The organism is Pseudomonas sp. A6 (genome assembly GCF_052367875.1).
Taxonomy (GTDB): Bacteria; Pseudomonadota; Gammaproteobacteria; order Pseudomonadales; family Pseudomonadaceae; genus Pseudomonas; species Pseudomonas citronellolis.
Window position 1 is genome coordinate 5129763 of sequence record NZ_CP198970.1, and the last position, 18449, is coordinate 5148211.

At 70.3% G+C, this 18449-nt stretch carries 20 protein-coding genes; 19 read left to right on the plus strand and 1 reads right to left on the minus strand.

Annotation, left to right across the window (positions count from 1 at the left end):
- Window position 1: 1 nt before the first annotated feature.
- The 19 genes from ACTWJ5_RS22405 to ACTWJ5_RS22495 all read left to right on the plus strand — a co-directional run bounded on the left by ACTWJ5_RS22405 (window position 2) and on the right by ACTWJ5_RS22495 (window position 17376).
- Window positions 2–772 carry a fumarylacetoacetate hydrolase family protein gene (locus ACTWJ5_RS22405; RefSeq protein WP_444436582.1) on the plus strand — a complete coding sequence of 257 codons (771 nt, stop codon included), beginning with the start codon at window positions 2–4 and terminating at the stop codon, window positions 770–772.
- A 19-nt stretch (window positions 773–791) separates the two neighbouring features.
- Window positions 792–2252, plus strand: a complete 1461-nt coding sequence (hpaE, locus tag ACTWJ5_RS22410) for a 5-carboxymethyl-2-hydroxymuconate semialdehyde dehydrogenase (protein ID WP_444436583.1) — start codon at window positions 792–794, stop codon at window positions 2250–2252.
- A 112-nt stretch (window positions 2253–2364) separates the two neighbouring features.
- Entirely contained in the window at window positions 2365–3288 is a 924-nt protein-coding gene (gene hpaD / locus ACTWJ5_RS22415) for a 3,4-dihydroxyphenylacetate 2,3-dioxygenase (RefSeq protein WP_444436584.1), read from the plus strand.
- A 10-nt stretch (window positions 3289–3298) separates the two neighbouring features.
- Window positions 3299–3691 (plus strand): 5-carboxymethyl-2-hydroxymuconate Delta-isomerase, encoded by a 393-nt coding sequence (locus ACTWJ5_RS22420; RefSeq protein ID WP_444436585.1) that lies wholly within the window; start codon window positions 3299–3301, stop codon window positions 3689–3691.
- A gap of 43 nt (window positions 3692–3734) precedes the next feature.
- A complete protein-coding gene (locus tag ACTWJ5_RS22425; RefSeq protein ID WP_253390897.1) occupies window positions 3735–5054 on the plus strand; it encodes an MFS transporter in 1320 nt (439 codons plus the stop codon).
- A gap of 12 nt (window positions 5055–5066) precedes the next feature.
- A complete protein-coding gene (hpaH, locus tag ACTWJ5_RS22430) occupies window positions 5067–5870 on the plus strand; it encodes a 2-oxo-hept-4-ene-1,7-dioate hydratase (RefSeq protein WP_116423615.1) in 804 nt (267 codons plus the stop codon).
- A gap of 67 nt (window positions 5871–5937) precedes the next feature.
- The gene (gene hpaI / locus ACTWJ5_RS22435) at window positions 5938–6744 is read left to right on the plus strand and encodes a 4-hydroxy-2-oxoheptanedioate aldolase (protein ID WP_116423614.1); all 807 of its coding nucleotides are present in this window, start codon (window positions 5938–5940) and stop codon (window positions 6742–6744) included.
- A gap of 140 nt (window positions 6745–6884) precedes the next feature.
- Entirely contained in the window at window positions 6885–7325 is a 441-nt protein-coding gene (locus tag ACTWJ5_RS22440) for a GlcG/HbpS family heme-binding protein (RefSeq protein WP_116423613.1), read from the plus strand.
- Window positions 7326–7453: 128 nt separating this feature from the next.
- Window positions 7454–8752, plus strand: coding sequence for an NAD(P)/FAD-dependent oxidoreductase (locus tag ACTWJ5_RS22445; protein ID WP_043270797.1), 1299 nt, complete (start codon window positions 7454–7456; stop codon window positions 8750–8752).
- Between the two features lie 35 nt (window positions 8753–8787).
- The gene (locus tag ACTWJ5_RS22450; protein ID WP_009621663.1) at window positions 8788–9153 is read left to right on the plus strand and encodes a cupin domain-containing protein; all 366 of its coding nucleotides are present in this window, start codon (window positions 8788–8790) and stop codon (window positions 9151–9153) included.
- Between the two features lie 236 nt (window positions 9154–9389).
- Window positions 9390–10058 carry a helix-turn-helix transcriptional regulator gene (locus ACTWJ5_RS22455; protein ID WP_116423612.1) on the plus strand — a complete coding sequence of 223 codons (669 nt, stop codon included), beginning with the start codon at window positions 9390–9392 and terminating at the stop codon, window positions 10056–10058.
- 59 nt (window positions 10059–10117) lie between these two features.
- Window positions 10118–10933 (plus strand): molybdenum cofactor biosynthesis F family protein, encoded by an 816-nt coding sequence (locus ACTWJ5_RS22460; protein ID WP_444436586.1) that lies wholly within the window; start codon window positions 10118–10120, stop codon window positions 10931–10933.
- Window positions 10930–11724 carry an SDR family NAD(P)-dependent oxidoreductase gene (locus ACTWJ5_RS22465; RefSeq protein WP_444436587.1) on the plus strand — a complete coding sequence of 265 codons (795 nt, stop codon included), beginning with the start codon at window positions 10930–10932 and terminating at the stop codon, window positions 11722–11724. The genes ACTWJ5_RS22460 and ACTWJ5_RS22465 overlap by 4 nt, the downstream gene beginning before the upstream one ends.
- Window positions 11721–12488, plus strand: coding sequence for an SDR family oxidoreductase (locus ACTWJ5_RS22470; RefSeq protein WP_444436588.1), 768 nt, complete (start codon window positions 11721–11723; stop codon window positions 12486–12488). The genes ACTWJ5_RS22465 and ACTWJ5_RS22470 overlap by 4 nt, the downstream gene beginning before the upstream one ends.
- A gap of 144 nt (window positions 12489–12632) precedes the next feature.
- The gene (locus ACTWJ5_RS22475) at window positions 12633–13619 is read left to right on the plus strand and encodes a response regulator transcription factor (protein WP_444436589.1); all 987 of its coding nucleotides are present in this window, start codon (window positions 12633–12635) and stop codon (window positions 13617–13619) included.
- Window positions 13620–13723: 104 nt separating this feature from the next.
- Window positions 13724–14593 (plus strand): transporter, encoded by an 870-nt coding sequence (locus tag ACTWJ5_RS22480; RefSeq protein WP_444436590.1) that lies wholly within the window; start codon window positions 13724–13726, stop codon window positions 14591–14593.
- A gap of 10 nt (window positions 14594–14603) precedes the next feature.
- On the plus strand, window positions 14604–15758 hold the full coding sequence (locus ACTWJ5_RS22485; protein ID WP_444436591.1) for an MFS transporter: 1155 nt from the start codon (window positions 14604–14606) through the stop codon (window positions 15756–15758).
- 33 nt (window positions 15759–15791) lie between these two features.
- The gene (locus ACTWJ5_RS22490; protein ID WP_444436592.1) at window positions 15792–16904 is read left to right on the plus strand and encodes a class II histone deacetylase; all 1113 of its coding nucleotides are present in this window, start codon (window positions 15792–15794) and stop codon (window positions 16902–16904) included.
- Window positions 16905–17037: 133 nt separating this feature from the next.
- On the plus strand, window positions 17038–17376 hold the full coding sequence (locus tag ACTWJ5_RS22495; RefSeq protein ID WP_444436593.1) for a hypothetical protein: 339 nt from the start codon (window positions 17038–17040) through the stop codon (window positions 17374–17376).
- Between the two features lies 1 nt (window position 17377).
- On the opposite strand, the gene feaR is transcribed toward ACTWJ5_RS22495, so the two are convergent.
- Window positions 17378–18319, minus strand: a complete 942-nt coding sequence (feaR, locus tag ACTWJ5_RS22500; RefSeq protein WP_301500286.1) for a transcriptional regulator FeaR — start codon at window positions 18317–18319, stop codon at window positions 17378–17380.
- Window positions 18320–18449: the final 130 nt, after the last annotated feature.

Here is an 18449-nt window from a genome sequence, read left to right on the forward strand (position 1 = left end):
GATGAAACACGCACGCATCCGCTACCAGGGCGAAGTCCACGCAGTGACCGTGGAAGCCGACAACGCCGTGCGCCTGGCCGATGGCCGCCTGCTCGGCGAGCACGAGGTGCAGTGGCTGCCGCCGGCCGAAGGGAGCATGTTCGCCCTCGGCCTGAACTACGCCGACCACGCCGCCGAACTGGCCTTCAAGGCGCCCACCGAGCCGCTGGCGTTCATCAAGTCCAGGGGCACCTACACCGGCCACAACCAGGTCACCTGGCGCCCGGACAACGTCGCCTACATGCACTACGAGTGCGAGCTGGTGGCGGTGATCGGCAAGCCGGCGCGCAACGTCAGGCGCGAGGACGCCCTCGCCTACCTGGCCGGCTACACCGTCTGCAACGACTACGCCATCCGCGACTACCTGGAGAACTACTATCGCCCCAACCTGCGGGTGAAGAACCGCGACGCCACCACCCCGGTCGGCCCCTGGCTCGTCGACGCCGCCGACGTGGCCGATCCGTCGAAGCTGAAGCTGCGCACCTGGGTCAACGGCGAGCTGAAGCAGGAAGGCACCACCGCGGACATGATCTTCGACATCCCCTACCTGATCGAATACTTCTCCAGCTTCATGACCCTGCAGCCGGGCGACATGATCGCCACCGGCACGCCGGAAGGCCTGGCCGACGTGGTGCCGGGCGATGAAGTGGTGGTGGAAGTGGAAGGCGTCGGCCGCCTGGTCAACCGCATCGTCAGCGAGGCCGAGTTCTTCGCGAACCGCGCCCGTCCCTAATCGAGATAGAGAAACAAGCATGATCAAGCACTGGATCAACGGCCGCGAGGTCGAGAGCAAAGAAGTCTTCCAGACCATCAACCCGGCCACCACCGAGGTGATCGCCGAAGTCGCCAGCGGCGGTGCCGAGGAAATCGCCATGGCCGTGGCCGCGGCCAAGGAAGCCTTCCCGAAATGGGCCAACACCCCGGCCAAGGAACGCGCCAAGCTGATGCGCAAGCTGGGCGAGCTGATCGATGCGAACGTGCCCAACCTGGCCGAGCTGGAAACCCTCGACACCGGCCTGCCGATCCACCAGACGCGCAACGTGCTGATCCCGCGCGCCTCGCACAACTTCGAGTTCTTCGCCGAGGTCTGCACGCGCATGGACGGCCACAGCTACCCGGTGGACGACCAGATGCTCAACTACACCCTGTACCAGCCGGTGGGGGTGTGCGGCCTGGTCTCGCCGTGGAACGTGCCGTTCATGACCGCCACCTGGAAGACCGCGCCCTGCCTGGCCCTGGGCAACACCGCGGTGCTGAAGATGAGCGAGCTCTCGCCCCTGACCGCCAACGAGCTGGGCCGCCTGGCCCTGGAAGCCGGCATCCCGCCGGGCGTGCTCAACGTGGTGCAGGGCTACGGCGCCACCGCCGGCGACGCCCTGGTGCGCCACCCCGACGTGCGCGCCATCTCCTTCACCGGCGGCACCGCCACCGGGCGCAAGATCATGCAGACCGCCGGCCTGAAGAAGTACTCCATGGAGCTGGGCGGCAAGTCGCCGGTGCTGATCTTCGACGACGCCGACCTCGACCGCGCCCTGGACGCCGCGCTGTTCACCATCTTCTCGCTGAACGGCGAGCGCTGCACCGCCGGCAGCCGTATCTTCATCCAGGAGAGCGTGTACGAGCGCTTCGTCGAGGAGTTCGCCGCCCGCGCCAAGCGCCTGATCGTCGGCGACCCGCAGGACCCTAAGACCCAGGTCGGCTCGATGATCACCCAGCAGCACTACGACAAGGTCACCGGCTACATCCGCATCGGCATGGAAGAAGGCGCGCGCCTGGTCGCCGGCGGCCTGGAGCGCCCGGCCAACCTCCCGGCGCACCTGGCCCGCGGGCAGTTCGTGCAGCCCACGGTGTTCGCCGACGTGGACAACCGCATGCGCATCGCCCAGGAAGAAATCTTCGGCCCGGTGGTCTGCCTGCTGAAGTTTAAGGACGAGGCCGAGGCCCTGCGCCTGGCCAACGACACCGAATACGGCCTGGCCTCCTACATCTGGACCCAGGACATCGGCAAGGCCCACCGCCTGGCGCGCGGCATCGAGGCCGGCATGGTATTCATCAACAGCCAGAACGTGCGCGACCTGCGCCAGCCGTTCGGCGGGGTGAAGGGCTCGGGCACCGGCCGCGAGGGCGGCGAGTACAGCTTCGAGGTCTTCGCCGAGATCAAGAACGTGTGCATTTCCATGGGCAGCCACCACATCCCCCGCTGGGGCGTGTAAAAAGGCGGCCCGATGAGAGCGGCCGCCCAGGCCGCCTGCATCGCCGGCGTGCAGCCACAATCACAAGAATCCGGGCGCCCCAGCGCAGGCGCCCCGCACCAGGAGAACCACCATGGGCAAACTCGCTCTGGCTGCCAAGATCACCCACGTTCCCTCGCTGTACCTTTCCGAACTGCCCGGCCCGCGCCAGGGTTGCCGCCAGGCGGCGATCGACGGCCACAAGGAGATCGGCCGCCGCTGCCGTGAGCTGGGGGTGGACACCATCGTGGTGTTCGACACCCACTGGCTGGTCAACGCCGGCTACCACATCAACTGCGCGCCGCACTTCCAGGGGCTGTACACCAGCAACGAGCTGCCGCACTTCATCGCCAACATGGAGTACGAGTTCCCCGGCAACCCCGAGCTGGGCCGCATCCTCGCCGAGGGCTGCACCGCCATGGGCGTGGACGTGCTGGCCCACGACGCCACCACCCTCGGCCCGGAGTACGGCACCCTGGTGCCGATGCGCTACATGAACGCCGACCAGCACTTCAAGGTGGTCTCGGTCTCGGCGCTGTGCACCGTGCACTACCTCAACGACAGCGCGCGCCTGGGCTGGGCCATGCGCAAGGCGGTGGAAGAACACTACGACGGCACCGTGGCCTTCCTCGCCAGCGGCTCGCTGACCCACCGCTTCGCCCAGAACGGCCAGGCCCCGGAATTCGCCGACAAGGTCTGGAGCCCCTTCCTGGAAACCCTCGACCACGAGGTGGTGCGGATGTGGCAGCGCGGCGACTGGCAGGCCTTCTGCGGCATGCTCCCGGAGTACGCGGCCAAGGGCCACGGCGAAGGCTTCATGCACGACACCGCCATGCTCCTCGGCGCGCTGGGCTGGTCGGACTACGACGGCAAGGCCGAGGTGGTCACGCCCTACTTCGGCTCCTCCGGCACCGGGCAGATCAACGCGGTGTTCCCGGTCACCCCGCAGGACGGTTCGGCGATCCCCGCCGCCCAGGCCTCCAACTCCGCCGGCAACCCGTCCGCCAGCCGCCTCTGAGGAGCCCGCCATGCCGCACTTCATCGCCGAGTACACGCACAACATCGAAACCGAGGCCGACCTGCCCGACCTCTTCGAGAAGGTCCACGCCTGCCTCGGCGCGAGCGGGGTGTTCCCGCTCGGCGGCATCCGCAGCCGCGCCGTGCGCCTGGACACCTGGCGCATGGCCGACGGCGCGCACGACTACGCCTTCGTCCACATGAGCCTGAAGGTGGGCGCCGGGCGCGACCTGGCCACCCGCAGGCAGGTCGCCGACGCGCTGTTCGAGGTGATCAAGGCGCACTTCGCCGACCTCCAGGCGCGCCGGCTGCTGGCGTTGTCCTTCGAGATGAGCGAGCTGAACGCCGAGCTCAACTACAAGCAGAACAACGTCCACGCCTTCCTCAACGGCCAGGCGGGCTGAAGCCCGCCGCGCCCCCGGCCACTCGCAGAACAAAGACAAGACCATGAGCACCGCCACCCTGCCCTCCGCCGCACCACCCTCCACCGCCCTGGCCGCCGGCAGCGACGCCACCCACGCCCGCGTGGTCTGGCGCCTGATGCCGCTGCTGCTGATCTGCTACGTCTTCGCCCACCTGGACCGCATCAACATCGGCTTCGCCAAGCTGCAGATGAGCGCCGACCTGCACTTCAGCGACACCGTCTACGGCCTGGGCGCCGGGCTGTTCTTCGTCGCCTACGCGCTGTTCGGCGTGCCCAGCAACCTGATGCTGGAGCGCGTCGGCCCGCGCCGCTGGATCGCCTTCCTGATGGTCACCTGGGGCCTGCTGTCCACCGCCATGCTGCTGGTGCAGAGCGCGGCCGGCTTCTACAGCCTGCGCCTGCTGCTGGGGGTGGCCGAGGCCGGCTTCTTCCCCGGCATCCTGGTCTACATCAACCGCTGGTTCCCGGCGCGCCGCCGCGCCGGCGTCACCGCGCTGTTCGCCATCGCCGTGCCCATGGCCGGGGTGATCGGCGGGCCGCTGTCCGGCGGCATCCTCGAGGGCTTCCACGACTTCCTCGGGCTGCGCGGCTGGCAGTGGATGTTCCTCATCGAGGGCCTGCCGGTGGTGCTGCTCGGCCTGCTGGTCTGGCGCCGCCTGCCGGAGAGCTTCGAGCGCGTGGCCTGGCTCAGCGACGAGCAGAAGGCCGGCCTGCGCGCGGAGATGCAGGGCGAGGAACAGCGCAAGCAAATCACCTCCCTCGCCGGCATCTTCCGCGACCGCCAGGTCTGGCTGCTGGTGGCCATCTACTTCGCGGTGATGCTGGCGGTGAACACCCTGGCGTTCTGGATGCCCAGCCTGATCCACGGCGCCGGCATCGGCTCCGACGGCCGCGTCGGCCTGCTCAGCGCCCTGCCGTACCTCGCCGGCTGCGTGTTCATGATCGCCCTGGGGCGCTCCTCCGACCGCCGCCGCGAGCGCCGCTGGCACCTCGCCGTGCCGCTGCTGCTGGCCGCCGCCGGCCTGGCCCTGACGGGCCTGGCGCCGAGCAGCGCGTGGCTGGTGCTGGCCGGGCTGGTGCTCGCCGGCATGGGCGCCAGCGCCGCGCTGCCGATGTTCTGGCAGCTGCCGCCGGCCTTCCTCGCCGACCGCGCCCAGGCCGCCGGCATCGCCCTGATCAGCTCCTTCGGCAGCATCGCCGCCTTCGCCGCGCCCTACTTCATCGGCTGGATGCGCGACACCACCCACAGCTCCAGCCTGGCCCTGTACCTGCTGGCCATCCTCATCGCCCTCGGCGCCGCCCTGGTCCTGCGCACCCCGGCCGCCGTGGTCAACCCCCGCTAAAGAGATATCGCCATGCTCGACTCCAGCCTCATCCAGGAAGCCGCCGCCCGCCTCGACGCCGCCGAGCGTTCGCGCCAGCAGGTGCGGCAGTTCTCCCTCGACTACCCGGACATCGCCATCGAGGACGCCTACGCCATCCAGCGCGCCTGGGTGGCTCAGAAGATAGCCAATGGCCGCGTGCTCAAGGGTCACAAGATCGGCCTGACCTCGCGGGCCATGCAGGTCTCGTCGAACATCACCGAGCCGGACTACGGCGCGCTGCTGGACGACATGTTCTTCGAGGAAGGCAGCGACATCCCCTTCGAGCGCTTCATCGTGCCGCGGGTGGAAGTGGAACTGGCGTTCATCCTCGGCAAGCCGCTGAAGGGGCCGAACGTCACCCTGTTCGACGTGCTGGAGGCCACCGAGTGGGTGATCCCGGCGCTGGAGATCATCGACGCGCGCATCCAGCAGGTGGACCCGCAGACGAAGGTCACCCGCAAGGTCTTCGACACCATCTCCGACAACGCCGCCAACGCCGGCGTGGTCATGGGCGGCCGCGCCGTGCGGCCGACCGAGATCGACCTGCGACGCGTGCCGGCGATCCTCTACCGCAACGGCGTGATCGAGGAATCCGGCGTCTCCGCCGCGGTGCTCAACCACCCGGCCAAGGGCGTGGCCTGGCTGGCCAACAAGCTGGCCCCCTACGACGTCACCCTGGAACCCGGCCAGGTGATCCTCGGCGGCTCCTTCACCCGCCCGGTGGCGGCGGCGCCCGGCGATACCTTCCACGTCGACTACGACCAGCTCGGCAGCATCTCCTGCCGCTTCGTCTGAGCCGCCCCTTGTCTGCGCCATCCCTTGTAGGAGCGAGCTTGCTCGCGAACCGCTCCGAGGTAGCCCCATGAAAGTGCCCATCAACACCTTCAAACAACGCCTGCAATCCGCCGAAGCCCAGATCGGCCTCTGGCTCGGCCTGGCCGATCCCTACTGCGCCGAGCTGGCGGCCAACGCCGGCTTCGACTGGCTGCTGATCGACGGCGAGCACGCGCCCAACGACCTGCGCAGCCTGCTCGGCCAGTTGCAGGCGGTGGCGCCCTACCCGGTGCAGCCGATCATCCGTCCGGTGCTCGGCGACACGGCGCTGATCAAGCAACTGCTCGACATAGGCGCGCAGACGCTGCTGGTGCCCATGGTGGATTCCGCCGAGCAGGCCCGTGAGCTGGTGCGCGCCATGCGCTACCCGCCGTTCGGCGTGCGCGGCGTGGGCAGCGCCCTGGCCCGCGCCTCGCGCTGGAACAGCATCCCCGGCTACCTCGACGAGGCCGATGCGCAAATGTGCCTGCTGGTGCAGGTGGAGAACCTCGAAGGCCTGGCCAACCTCGACGCTATCGCCGCGGTGGACGGCGTCGACGGCGTGTTCATCGGCCCGGCCGACCTCAGCGCGGCCATGGGCCAGCGCGGCAACCCCGGGCACCCGGAAGTGCAGGCCGCCATCGAGGACGCCATCGCCCGCATCCAGCGCGCCGGCAAGGCCGCCGGCATCCTCAGCGCCGACGAGAAGCTGGCGCGGCGCTACCTGGAGCTGGGCGCCAGGTTCGTCGCCGTGGGCGTAGACACCAGCCTGCTGATGCGTTCGCTGCGCGAACTGGCCGGCAAGTTCAAGGGCGGCGCCCAGCCCCAGGCCCCGTCCGCCCCCTCGGTGTACTGAGGCCCCGCCGCCCGCCGGGCCCGCGCGGGAAGGCGCGGCCGCCGGGCGGCGCCCAGGCAAGGATTTTCCTGGCCCTTGCAAAGCCCCGTCCCCTTTCGGTCATGATCCGCCCCGCCACCTTCCCACTCGGAGTCCCCTCGATGACCGCTCTCGTCCGCCAGCAGGCACACCTCACCCTGAACCTCGCCCAGCAGGCGCTGCAGGCCGCGCTCGCGCACGCCGAGGAACTGGGCCTGCGGCTCAGCATCGCGCTGGTCGACGCCAGCGGCCTGCCGGTGCTCACCGCGCACATGGACGGCGCCGCGCAGCCGTGCCGCGAAATCGCGCTGAAGAAAGCCGGCACCGCCGCCGCCTTCGACAAACCCACCGGCGACTGGCAGGCCTACCTGGAACAGAGCGCGCCCACCGTGCGCCAGGGCCTGCCGCTGCAGACCGGGCTGGTGCTGTTCGGCGGCGGCGAGCCGCTGCGCCTGGGCGAGGTGGTCATCGGCGCGGTCGGCGTCTCCGGCGCCTCCGAGGCGCAGGACATGCTCTGCGCCCGCGCCGCCGTCGAGCGCGTGCGCCAACTGCTGGCCGACTGAGCCGCCGCTGTCAGCCCGGGACAAGCGGCCGGGCAGCCTGGATCAAGACAAACCCTGCCGCGCGGGCCCTAATAGGCCATCCGCGCGGCAACCGTCGCGCTCCATTCCTCCGGTTCCAGGCTGCAGTCATGATCAACATCGAGACCCCCACCTACTACACCGCGACCAAGAAATACGACCTGTCCTTCCCCTCCCTGGAGGCGGACCTGGAGGCCGACGTCGTCGTGATCGGCGGCGGCTTCTCCGGCATCAACACCGCCCTGGAGCTGGCCGAGAAGGGCATCACCAACATCGTCGTGCTGGAGGCGCGCTACCTCGGCTTCGGCGGCACCGGGCGCAACGGCGGGCAGATCATGGCCGGCATCGGCCACGACCTGGAGAAGATCAGGAAGGACGTCGGCGAGGACGGCCTGCGGCAGATCTTCGAGATCAGCGACCTGGGCGCCGACATCATCAAGGGCCGCATCCAGAAGTACGGCATCGACGCCGACTTCTGCCACGGCTACGGCTACATGGGCTTCAACGCCCGCCAGGCGAAGACCCTGCGGGCCTGGGAGAAGGAGTTCAAGTCGCTGAACTCCACCCACGAGATCCGCTACCTGGACGGCTCCGAGGTGCGCCAGATCATCGGCTCCGACGCCTACTCCAGCGCCCTGCTGCACATGGGCGGCGGCCACGTGCACTCGCTCAACCTGCTGCTCGGCGAGGCCAAGGCCCTGGCCAGCCACGGGGTGAAGATCTTCGAGTACAGCCCGGCGCTGGACGTGACCTACGGCGAGCGCATCACCGTGCGCACCGCCAAGGGCTCGGTGAAGGCCGGCAAGCTGCTCTGGGCCTGCGACAGCTTCCTCAACAAGCTGGAGCCGGAGCTGCACAAGAGCACCATCAACACCTACGCCTTCCAGATGATGACCGAGCCGCTGTCGGACGAACTCATCCAGCGCATCAGCCCGATCCGCGGCGCCTACAGCGACATCCGCCCGGTCATCGACTACTACCGCGTGACCCGCGAGAACCGCCTGCTGTTCGGCGCCGCCACGCCCTTCATCGAGCACATCCCGCGCGACCTCAAGGCCTGGAACCGGGCGCTGATGCTGAAGATCTTCCCCTACCTGGAAAACGTGAAGATCGACCTGGCCTGGGGCGGTCCCATGGCCTGCAGCCCCAACCTGTTCCCGCAGATCGGCGCCCTGCCCGGCCGCCCCAACGCCTTCTTCGTACAGGGCTACTCCGGCTTCGGCGTCACCCCCAGCCACATCATCTGCAAGGTGCTGGCCGAGGGCATGAGCGAAGGCTCGGCGCGCTACGACCTGATCAGCTCGGTGCGGCGCATCCGCGTCCACGGCAAGGACCAGTTCCGCCCGCTGCTGCTCAGCGCCGGCAAGACCTGGCACCAGGTGTCCGGCTACTGGTCCGGGCGCCGCTGAACCCGCTTTCCACTCACTTGCACAGGAGCAAGCACATGGCACTCACCCCCATCAGGCAAGGCATCACCCTCGACCAACTGGACGCCTGGGGCACCGTGGCCGACCTCGGCTCGGAAATCCTCGAAGGCGAGGTCCGCGCCTTCGGCAAGATGACCGCCGGCGCCCCCACCGACCCGGTCAGCGCCGCCTACTTCGGCACCACCGGCGGCAAGTTCCGCATGACCTATCCCTTCAACGAACAGGCCACGGTGGTCAGCGGCGAGGTGCGGCTGACCGACGAGGCTACCGGGCAGAGCCAGCTGTACAAGGCCGGGGACAGCTGGTTCGTGACCAAGGGCACGCAGGTGCTTTGGGAGGTGTTGGGGGAGGGGTTCGTGAAGCATTACTACGCGGTGGTTTGAGGGCTGGTTCGGTAGCCTGAAGAGCCCCTCTCCCTAACCCTCTCCCTGAAGGGAGAGGGAGCTAGCCCGTGCCGAGAGGAGGCCTGGTTTCAGCCGAAAGCATTTGGCGTTGCCGGCTGACGCCAGAACATCCAACCCTGCCCAACGGTCCCCTCTCCCTTCAGGGAGAGGGTTAGGGAGAGGGAAAACAAGCTACCCTCAGGCACTTCACCCCACCCCCACGCAGGACCCAGCCCATGCCCACCCCCGAACAGATCGGCCAACGCTGCCTGCACAGCTTCCACCAACTGGTCCCCGCCACCCGCGCCGCCTTCTACCGCATCGACGCCGACCTGCAGGCCTGCGACTTCCAGCTGCTCGGCATGGGCCGGCAGATGCACGCCGACTACCTCGACCACTACCACCGCCTCGACCCGCTGCGGCCCGGCGCCTGCCTGGCCACCGGCCTGCCGGTGGTGCCGTTGGCCGTGGGCATGGCGCAGCAGCCCGGCGACCAGCGCGAGCGCTACCACGGCTTCCTGCGCCGGCACGGGGTGATCGACGTGGTGGAAGTCATCGCCGCCGACCGCGGCCGCCCTCTGGCCGGGCTTTCCCTGCTGCGGCGCGTCGGCGAAGCGCCTTTCTCCAGCGACGAACTCGACCGCCTGCGGGCCCTGCAGGGGCTGCTGGAGCTGGCCGCCCAGGCCCTACCCCGCAGCCACGACGCCCTCGCCCAACTCACCCCGCGCGAGCGCGAGATCGCCTTGCTGCTGCGCGACGGCGCCAGCAACAAGGACCTGGCGCGCCAGCTCGGCCTGGGCCTGGCCACGGTGAAGACGCACCTCATCCACCTGTTCCGCAAGGCCGGCGTGGCCAGCCGCACCGAGCTGCTGGCGCGGCTGTTCCTGGATCAACCATCCGGTTGATGTTCCCCGCGCGCCCCGCCGCGCAGCATGGGGGCTCCACAAACACAGGAGTCCCACCCATGACCGCTTCTTCCGACTGGATCACCGTTGGCGCCCTCGCCGAGGGTTTCGCCCCCGAGGCCTTCATCCTGCCGTGCCTGGCCGACCTCGCCGGGCAGCGCCTGGAACTGCACTTCGCCAACGGCTGGCGCATCGAGCACCGGTTCGACGCCGAGACCACCCGCTGGCGCGCCGCCGACGGCCACTCCGCGGGCGAGGCGCCCTACCGCGCCACCTCGGTGCGCCCCGGCATCGTGCTGGTCGACTTCATCAAGCGCGAGGACGGCCAGGCCTGGTCGGTCAGCCTGGTGCTGGACCGCCACAGCCAGTCCTTCACCGCCGTGCTCGGCCAGCTGCCCGGCGCCGCCGAGACCGGCGAAGGCCTCTACGCCCGTGCCCTGGCCGGCAAGGAACTGACCGGCGTGCAGGTGCAGATCCTCCACGGCAGCCTCGACCGCCCCTGGCAGGACGGCGCCTGCCCGCACGCGCCGAGCAGCGAGCTGGTGGGCCTGCGCAACCGCTACCGCTACAGCCCCACCGAGGTCTACGAGCACATCTACCTGAACGACGGCTTCTACACCTGGCAGTGCCTGGCCGGCGTCGAGGCCGGGCTGTGCGACACCGACCGCTGCCACTACTACAAGGTCGCCGAGCAGCTGTACCTGTTCGTCTGGCGCGAGAAGATCGTCCCCACCCTCGGCCTGGTGATGATCGACCTGCAGCAGCACCGCAGCGACGGCAAGATCTTCGGCTACGCCGGCAGCGGCTTCGACGAGCTGTCCAACTTCCCGGTCGCCTCCTACTGCGACGAACTCAACCGCACGGTGTACCCGTGAGCGGCCGCGTCGTCGTCATCACCGGCGCCGGCACCGGCATAGGCGCGGCCTGCGCGCGGCGCTTCGCCGAAGCGGGCGACAAGGTGGTGCTGATCGGCCGCCGCCGCGAGGCCCTGGAACAGGTCGCCGCCCAGTGCGGCGGCCTGGTGCTGGCCGGCGACGCCGCCGATGGCGAGACCTGGCGGGACTTCGTGCAGCGCATCGAGGCGGCCTTCGGCGGCATCGACGTGCTGGTCGCCTGCGCCGGCGGCCACGGCCTGGGCGCGGCCGGCGAGACCAGCGACCAGGCCTGGCGCGACGCCCTGCGCGGCAACCTCGACAGCGCCTTCGCCAGCGCCCGCGCCTGCCTGCCATCGCTGCTGGCGCGGCGCGGCAACATGGTGCTGGTCGGCTCCATCGCCTCCCTGGTGGCCGGGCCCGGCGTGTGCGGCTACACCGTCGCCAAGCACGCGCTGCTCGGGCTGATGCGCTCCCTGGCGCGGGACTATGGCCCGCACGGCGTGCGCGTCAACGCCCTGTGCCCCGGCTGGGTGCGCACGCCCATGGCCGACGCCGAGATGCAGCCGCTGATGCGGCACCATGGCGAAAGCCTGGACGCCGCCTACGTGCGGGTCACCGCCGAGGTGCCGCTGCGCCGCCCGGCCACGGCGGACGAGATCGCCGGGCTGTGCCAGTTCCTCGCCAGCGAGTCGGCGGCCATCGTCACCGGCGCCTGCCTGGTGGCCGACGGCGGCGCCAGCGTGGTGGACCTGCCCACCCTCGCCTTCGAACGCATGGAGAACCAGCCATGACGCGCTTCGACTTCAGCGGCCGGCGCGTGCTGGTCACCGGCGCGGCCCAGGGCATCGGCCGCCGTATCGCCGAAGATTTCGCCGCGGCCGGCGCCTCGCTACTGCTGCTCGACCGCCAGGAGCAGGCCGTCGCAGCCCTGGCCAGCGAACTGCGCAATCAGGGCCGCGAGGCCCGGGCGCTGGCCGTGGACCTGGCCGATCCGCCGGCCATCGCCGCCGCCCTCGCCGGGCTCGATGGCCTGGACGTGCTGGTGCACAACGCCGCCTACTTCCCGCTGACCGATTTCGCCGCCATCACCCCGCAGCTGCTGCAACGCACCCTGGCGGTGAACCTGGGCGCGCTGTTCTGGCTGACCCAGGCCGCCCTGCCGCTGTTCGCCGCGCGCGGCGGCGGCTGCGTGCTGGCCACCTCCTCGGTCACAGGCCCCCGGGTGGCCTACCCGGGGCTGAGCCACTACGCGGCGTCCAAGGCCGGGGTCAACGGCTTCATCCGCAACGCCGCGCTGGAACTGGCGCCACGCAACATCCGCGTCAACGGCGTGGAACCGGGGATGATCCACACCCCGGCCATGGCCAACCTCGGCGACGCAGCACTGGAAGCGCGCATCGCCGCCGGCATCCCCCTGGGCCGCCTCGGCCAGCCGGCGGACATCGCCAACGCCATGCTCTTCCTCGCCTCCGACGCCGCCACCTACATCACCGGGCAGACGCTGGTGGTGGACGGCGGCGCCACCCTGCCGGAAAGCAGTGCCGCGCTGGCCTGAACGAGCCGCCCATCCTGCATCTGCAGGATGGTGCGCTCGCGCCGCGATGCGGATACTCAGCCCCAGGCCCTGCCCTGTCGTCCCGACACCCGGCCGCTCACTGATGACTGACAACAACAACTAAAGTCGCAGCAGGGGAACCCCATGAGCAGCACCCTCGACCTGTCCTTCGGCGCCCAGCGCTTCAGCGAATTCAACGCCCTGGTCCTGGACCTCCAGCGCCTGGCCCAGGAATGCGCGCTGCCCGGCTTCCACGCCGCCGCCATGGGCCGCCTGCAGCAGATGCTGGACTTCGACATGGCCTGGTGGGGCCGCGCGGCCCTGGTCGACGGCCTGCCGCTGGAGCACAGCAGCCACCTCTACCGGCTGCCGGACAGCTACCTGGAGGACTGGCAGGCGATCCGCCACCAGGACATCACCGTCAAGCGCGTCTACGCCACGCCCGGCCACTCGGTGCGCATCGACACCCGCGCCGCCGACTGCACCCCCGGCCTGCGCTGGCTGGCCGAGCGCCACGGCTTCGGCGAATTCCTCTGCATCATCCACATCGACCCGCGCACCCAGCTCAGCCTGCACCTGAGCCTGTACCGCCGCGCCGGCGCGCGCCCCTTCGACGCCAGCGAGCGCTTCCTGGTGGACCAGCTGATGCCGCACCTGGTGGCCGCCGAAGGGGCCAACCAGATCCGCGCCCTGGTGGCCCTGCGCGAGCGCCTGGACGCGCCCAACCCGCTGGCCCTGGCGGTATGCGACCGGCGCGGCCTGCTGCATTACGCCGAGCGCGGCTTCGTCGAACTGCTGCTGCGCGAATGGCCGCGCTGGACCGGCCCGCGCCTGCCGGCGGCGGTCGACCCGGCCGCCGGCTACAGCGGCCAGCACCTGCAACTGCAGGCCACCGCCGTGCACGACCTGCTGCTGCTCAGCGCCCGCCTGTGCCCGGCCATGGCCCGCCTGAGCACCCGCGAGGCCGAGGTGGCGCAGCGCTTCGGCCTGGGCAGCACCTACAAGGAAATCGCCCGCGACCTGGGCCTGGCGCCGAACACCGTGCGCCACCACATCCGCAGCATCTACAGCAAGCTCGGCGTCAACGGCAAGGCCGGCATCGCCCAACTGCTGCACCACCCGCCCGGCTGATAGCCGGCCGCATTTCCCCAACGCCTCCACATCCCGACGCCGCGCCCGCGCGCGGCGCCAGGGGAGGCTTTCGCCCGCCTCACCGACAGAAGAAGAAAACCACCATGAAGCTGCACCGAAGCCTTTCGCTCTGCGCCCTTGGCGCGCTGTACCTCGGCCCGGCCCAGGCCGCCGACCTCAACGCCCGCGACTTCTTTTCCGCCCCCGTGGGCACCAGCCTGGGGGTGACCTACCTGCCGCTGACGCGCTCCGACGACTACCACGGCGCGGCGGACAGCAGCGGCAAGGCCGACCTCAAGGTGAATGCCCTGGCCTACCGCCAGCTGTGGTTCAGCGACATCTGCGGGCGCCTGTGCACGCCGCAGTTCATCGTGCCCTACGCCGACATCGAGGCGCGCGGCCCCGGCGCCGCCGAACGCAGCCGCGAGCGCGGGGTGGGCGACCCGCAGGTAGGCGGCACGCTGTTCTTCATCGACGAGCCGCAGACGCGCACCTACAGCGGCCTGCTGGCCCTGGTCAGCCTGCCCCTGGGCGAATACCACGTCAAGGACCCGGGCGTATCGCCCGGCGCCAACCGCTGGGCGCTGCACCTGAACTACAACTACACCCGCGGCTTGGGCGAGAACTGGGTGCTGGAGGCCAACCTGGAAGCCCAGCTCTACGGCAACAACGACGACTACCTCGGCGCCACCCTCGAACAGAAGCCGCTGTACCGCCTGCAGGCCTTCGCCTCCTACGACTTCACCCCCGCCACCTACGCCGCGCTGCGCCTGATCGCCGCCGACGGCGGCGCTCTGCGCCTGGGCGGCCACGACATCGACGACAGCCATCAGCGCTACACCCAGGCCGGTTTCGAGGTCGGCCACTGGCTGGACAAGCGCAACCAAGTGCTGCTCGGCCTCACCCGCAATGTCTCCACCGCCAACGCGTATGCCCAGGACAACCTGCTGCTGCGCTTCGTCCACGCCTTCTGAGGTCGCCGCCATGACTGTTCCGCGTACTCCCTCGCCGGCCCTGCTGGCGGCCGTGGTGCTGTTCGCCGCCATCACCCCCGCGGTGCTGCTCACCGCCCCGGCCATCGCCAGCCAGCTGGCCGCGCAACTGCACCTGGAGCCGGCGCGCATCGGCGACCTGTTCGGCGTCGAGCTGGGCGCCATGAGCCTGGCCACCCTGCCCTCGCTGTTCTGGCTCAGGCGCGTGGACTGGCGCCTGGCCGGGCTGCTGGCGGCGCTGGGCTTCATCCTGGCCAACCTGGCCTCGGCGAACGCCGGCGGCTACCAGGCGCTGCTCGTGCTGCGCGCCCTCAGCGCCTTCTGCGGCGGCTCGCTGATGATCCTCTGCCTGTCCTGCGCCGCCGGCATGCCCAACCCCAGCCGCGCCTACGGCATCTGGGTGCTGGGCCAGCTGGTGCTCGGCGCCGTCGGCCTGGCCGTGCTGCCGCGCCTGTACCAGGCCTACGGCCTGGGCGCCGGCTACCTGGGCCTGGCCGGGCTGATGCTGCTGGCGCTGCCGCTGGTGCGCGCCCTGCCGAGCGGCGCCCTGGCCGCCGCCGGCCCGCGCAGGACCGTCGAAGCGCCGCGCTGGAAGATCGCCGCCGCCATCCTCGGCCTGCTGGGTTTCTACGTCGCCCTGAGCGCGGTCTGGACCTTCGTCGGCGCCATCGGCGAACGCGCCGGGCTGGCCGCCACCCTGGGCGGCGAGGTGCTGGCCGTGGCCACCCTGGCCGGCATCGCCGGCGCCACCTGCGCCAGCCTGGCGGGCGAGCGCTGGCGCCGCGAGGGCCAGCTGGCCGCCGGCTTCGCGCTGATGGCCCTGGCCATCCTCCTGCTGCTCGGCGCCCCGGGCCTGGCGCGCTTCGCCCTGGCCGCGCTGCTGTTCAAGTTCACCTGGACCTATGCCCTGCCCTTCATCCTCGCCTGCCTCGCCGAGCTGGACGCCAGCGGCCGGCTGATGAGCCTGAGCAACCTGGTGATAGGCGCCGGCCTGGCCCTGGGCCCGGCCCTCGGCGGCCGGCTGATCGGCGCCGACGGCGGCTTCCACGGCCTGCTGTTGGGCGCCGCCGCGCTCACCGCGCTGTCCCTGCCCCTGATCCTCGGCAGCCGCCCACGCGCGGCGGCCGCTACTGCGCAACCCCTGTGAATCCCCTGTGAATCCCCGTGAATGGAGCCTTCCATGACCCGACGCACCGCGTTCTTCTTCGATGAACTGAGCCTCTGGCACAGCGCCAGCCAGCACGCCCTGTTCCTGCCCGTGGGCGGCTGGGTGCAGCCGCCGGCCGGCGGCGGCCATGCCGAGTCGCCGGAAAGCAAACGGCGCCTGAAGAACCTGATGGACGTTTCCGGCCTCACCCGCCAGTTGGACCTGCGCAGCGCCGAGCCGGCCAGCGAGCGCGACCTGCTGCGCGTCCACCCGGAGCACTACCTGCAACGCTTCAAGGCCCTGAGCGACGCCGGCGGCGGCGAGCTGGGCGATCACGCGCCCATCGGCCCGGGCAGCTACGAGATCGCCAGGCTCTCCGCCGGCCTGGCCATGGCCGCGGTGGACTGCGTGCTGCGCGGCGAGGCGGACAACGCCTACTCGCTGTCGCGCCCGCCGGGCCACCACTGTCTGGCCGACCAGGCCATGGGCTTCTGCATGCTGGCCAACATCCCCATCGCCATCGAGGCGGCCAGGGCGCGGCACGGCATCGAGCGGGTGGCGGTGGTGGACTGGGACGTGCACCACGGCAACGGCACCCAGGCCATCTACGAGGAACGCGGCGACGTGCTGAGCGTCTCGCTGCACCAGGAGAACTGCTTCCCGCCCGGCTACGGCGGCGTCGCCGACCGCGGCCGCGGCGCCGGCCTGGGCGCCAACCTGAACGTGCCGCTGCCCGCCGGCAGCGGCCACGACGCCTACCTGCAGGCGCTGGACGAGATCGTCCTGCCGGCCCTGCGGCGCTTCCGCCCGCAACTGATCATCGTCGCCTGCGGCTACGACGCCAACGCCGTGGACCCGCTGGCGCGCATGCTGCTGCACAGCGACTCCTTCCGCGCCATGACCGCGCGCCTGCGCGAGGCCGCCGAGCAGCTCTGTGACGGGCGCCTGGTGCTGGTCCACGAAGGCGGCTACGCCGAGGCCTACGTGCCCTTCTGCGGCCTGGCGGTGCTGGAGGAACTGAGCGGCGTCCGCACCGCGGTGGAAGACCCGCTGCTGGAATTCCTCGGCCTGCAGCAGCCGGGCAGCGAGGCGGCAGCCTTCCTCCACCAGCGCGTGCGGGACCTGGCGCGCCAGCTCGCCGACTGAGCCCACCGGCGGCCGCCGCCCCGCGCCGGCCGCCGATCCGTTTGTCCAGGCGTCGAAGCAGGCACGGCACACCCGTGGTCCAATCGGGACAGGCCGGACGAACCTTGCCGGCCCGCCAAACGGAGGCCACGCCATGAGCACCCTGACCATCGAAGGCTGGTGCAAGACCCGCCCCGACGCCCAGCCCATGCCCATCGAGGACATCCACTTCTACCTCAGCGGCACAGACCGCCGGCACCTGGAAGACGCCGAGGAGGAACTGCAGCGCAGCCACGAGCCCGAGCGCTGGGTGGACGTCGACATGAGCACCCTGGAGCTGAACCTGCCCGAGGACTACGGCCCGCTGTCCGACTGCCAGTTGCGCGTCTACCTGGACCGCGACGAGCGCGGCCACTTTCACCTGGTGGGCCACCGCGCCAGCGACGGCAGCCTGATCTACAGCAACGCCGTGCTCATCGACCAGCTGCTCTGATTCAGGCCACGCTCAGGGCGCTGGCGCGGTAGTCCTTGGGCGAGCGCTCGAAGTGCTTCTTGAAGGCGCGGCTGAAGTGCGCCGAGTCGGTGAAGCCCCACTTGTAGGCGATGGTGGTGATCGACTCGCCGCGCAGGATGGGGTTGGCCAGGTCGTCGGCGCTGCGCTGCAGGCGCGCGCGCTGGATGTAGCGGCAGACGCTGTCGCCCTGCTCCTCGAACAGCCGGTACAGGTGGCGCACCGAGATGTTCAGGCGCTGCGCCAGGCCCTGGGGGTTCAGGCCCGGCTGGGTGAGGGATTCGTCGATGACCTTCTGCACGTAGCTGCGCAGGTTGCCGCCCTGCAGCGCCTCGTTGCCGGGCGCCTCGCCGTGGGCGCCGAGGGCCGTGGGCAACAGCGCGATGAAGGCGTTTTCCAGGGCCTCGCTTTCGGCGCCGGCGGGGCTCGAGCCGGACTCGCGGCACAGCTGGTCCACCAACAGGTGCAGCATGCGCCCGCTGGCGCAGGCGGCGGAGACCTTGCCGAACTTGCTGCGCCCGGGCAGCACCTTGTCCAGCGCCGCGCGCGGCAGGTGCAGGGAGGCGTGCTCGATGAGGCCGAAGGGGGTGATCTCGCAGCTGCCCACCGAATCCATCAGCAGCAGCTCGCCGGGGGAAAGCTGGATGTCCACGCCGTTCTGGCTGACCTGGGAGAAGCCGCTGCGCTGGCTGATCAGGAAGCAGTGGCGGTCGTCGTCCTGGTCCGCATTGAGGCGCTTGCGGGCGATCAGCCCGGCATTGGTGCGCAGGTGCGCCATGGTCAGGCCGGAGTGCGATTGCGCGTGGATCTCGCCGATGAACAGCGAACGGCTGAAGGCCAGCTGCGTCTCGAACTGACCGCAGATGGAGCGCAGCGCCGCGCTCCAGCCTTCCAGCCCGACCTGGGCGGCATGATGGGCTTGCATACGCACCTCCGTGGGGTGGCGTTGTTGTTGTCGCGAAACAGTTAACATGTTATCGAAATGCCCGCAACGAATTTCTGACAGCCGTTTCCTATGCAGCTGGCATGCCAGTGGGCGTGGATAACCTGTAAAT

Bases quoted from the DNA above. Each gene is read 5' to 3' on its own strand.
- ACTWJ5_RS22495 (WP_444436593.1), top strand. From the start codon at position 17,038: ATGAGCACCCTGACCATCGAAGGCTGGTGCAAGACCCGCCCCGACGCC.
- ACTWJ5_RS22455 (WP_116423612.1), top strand. From the start codon at position 9,390: ATGCCCACCCCCGAACAGATCGGCCAACGCTGCCTGCACAGCTTCCAC.
- ACTWJ5_RS22445 (WP_043270797.1), top strand. From the start codon at position 7,454: ATGATCAACATCGAGACCCCCACCTACTACACCGCGACCAAGAAATAC.
- ACTWJ5_RS22450 (WP_009621663.1), top strand. From the start codon at position 8,788: ATGGCACTCACCCCCATCAGGCAAGGCATCACCCTCGACCAACTGGAC.
- ACTWJ5_RS22420 (WP_444436585.1), top strand. From the start codon at position 3,299: ATGCCGCACTTCATCGCCGAGTACACGCACAACATCGAAACCGAGGCC.
- ACTWJ5_RS22440 (WP_116423613.1), top strand. From the start codon at position 6,885: ATGACCGCTCTCGTCCGCCAGCAGGCACACCTCACCCTGAACCTCGCC.
- ACTWJ5_RS22425 (WP_253390897.1), top strand. From the start codon at position 3,735: ATGAGCACCGCCACCCTGCCCTCCGCCGCACCACCCTCCACCGCCCTG.
- ACTWJ5_RS22475 (WP_444436589.1), top strand. From the start codon at position 12,633: ATGAGCAGCACCCTCGACCTGTCCTTCGGCGCCCAGCGCTTCAGCGAA.
- ACTWJ5_RS22405 (WP_444436582.1), top strand. From the start codon at position 2: ATGAAACACGCACGCATCCGCTACCAGGGCGAAGTCCACGCAGTGACC.
- ACTWJ5_RS22490 (WP_444436592.1), top strand. From the start codon at position 15,792: ATGACCCGACGCACCGCGTTCTTCTTCGATGAACTGAGCCTCTGGCAC.
- hpaE (WP_444436583.1), top strand. From the start codon at position 792: ATGATCAAGCACTGGATCAACGGCCGCGAGGTCGAGAGCAAAGAAGTC.
- hpaI (WP_116423614.1), top strand. From the start codon at position 5,938: ATGAAAGTGCCCATCAACACCTTCAAACAACGCCTGCAATCCGCCGAA.
- ACTWJ5_RS22460 (WP_444436586.1), top strand. From the start codon at position 10,118: ATGACCGCTTCTTCCGACTGGATCACCGTTGGCGCCCTCGCCGAGGGT.
- ACTWJ5_RS22485 (WP_444436591.1), top strand. From the start codon at position 14,604: ATGACTGTTCCGCGTACTCCCTCGCCGGCCCTGCTGGCGGCCGTGGTG.
- feaR (WP_301500286.1), bottom strand. From the start codon at position 18,319: ATGCAAGCCCATCATGCCGCCCAGGTCGGGCTGGAAGGCTGGAGCGCG.
- ACTWJ5_RS22470 (WP_444436588.1), top strand. From the start codon at position 11,721: ATGACGCGCTTCGACTTCAGCGGCCGGCGCGTGCTGGTCACCGGCGCG.
- ACTWJ5_RS22480 (WP_444436590.1), top strand. From the start codon at position 13,724: ATGAAGCTGCACCGAAGCCTTTCGCTCTGCGCCCTTGGCGCGCTGTAC.
- hpaH (WP_116423615.1), top strand. From the start codon at position 5,067: ATGCTCGACTCCAGCCTCATCCAGGAAGCCGCCGCCCGCCTCGACGCC.
- hpaD (WP_444436584.1), top strand. From the start codon at position 2,365: ATGGGCAAACTCGCTCTGGCTGCCAAGATCACCCACGTTCCCTCGCTG.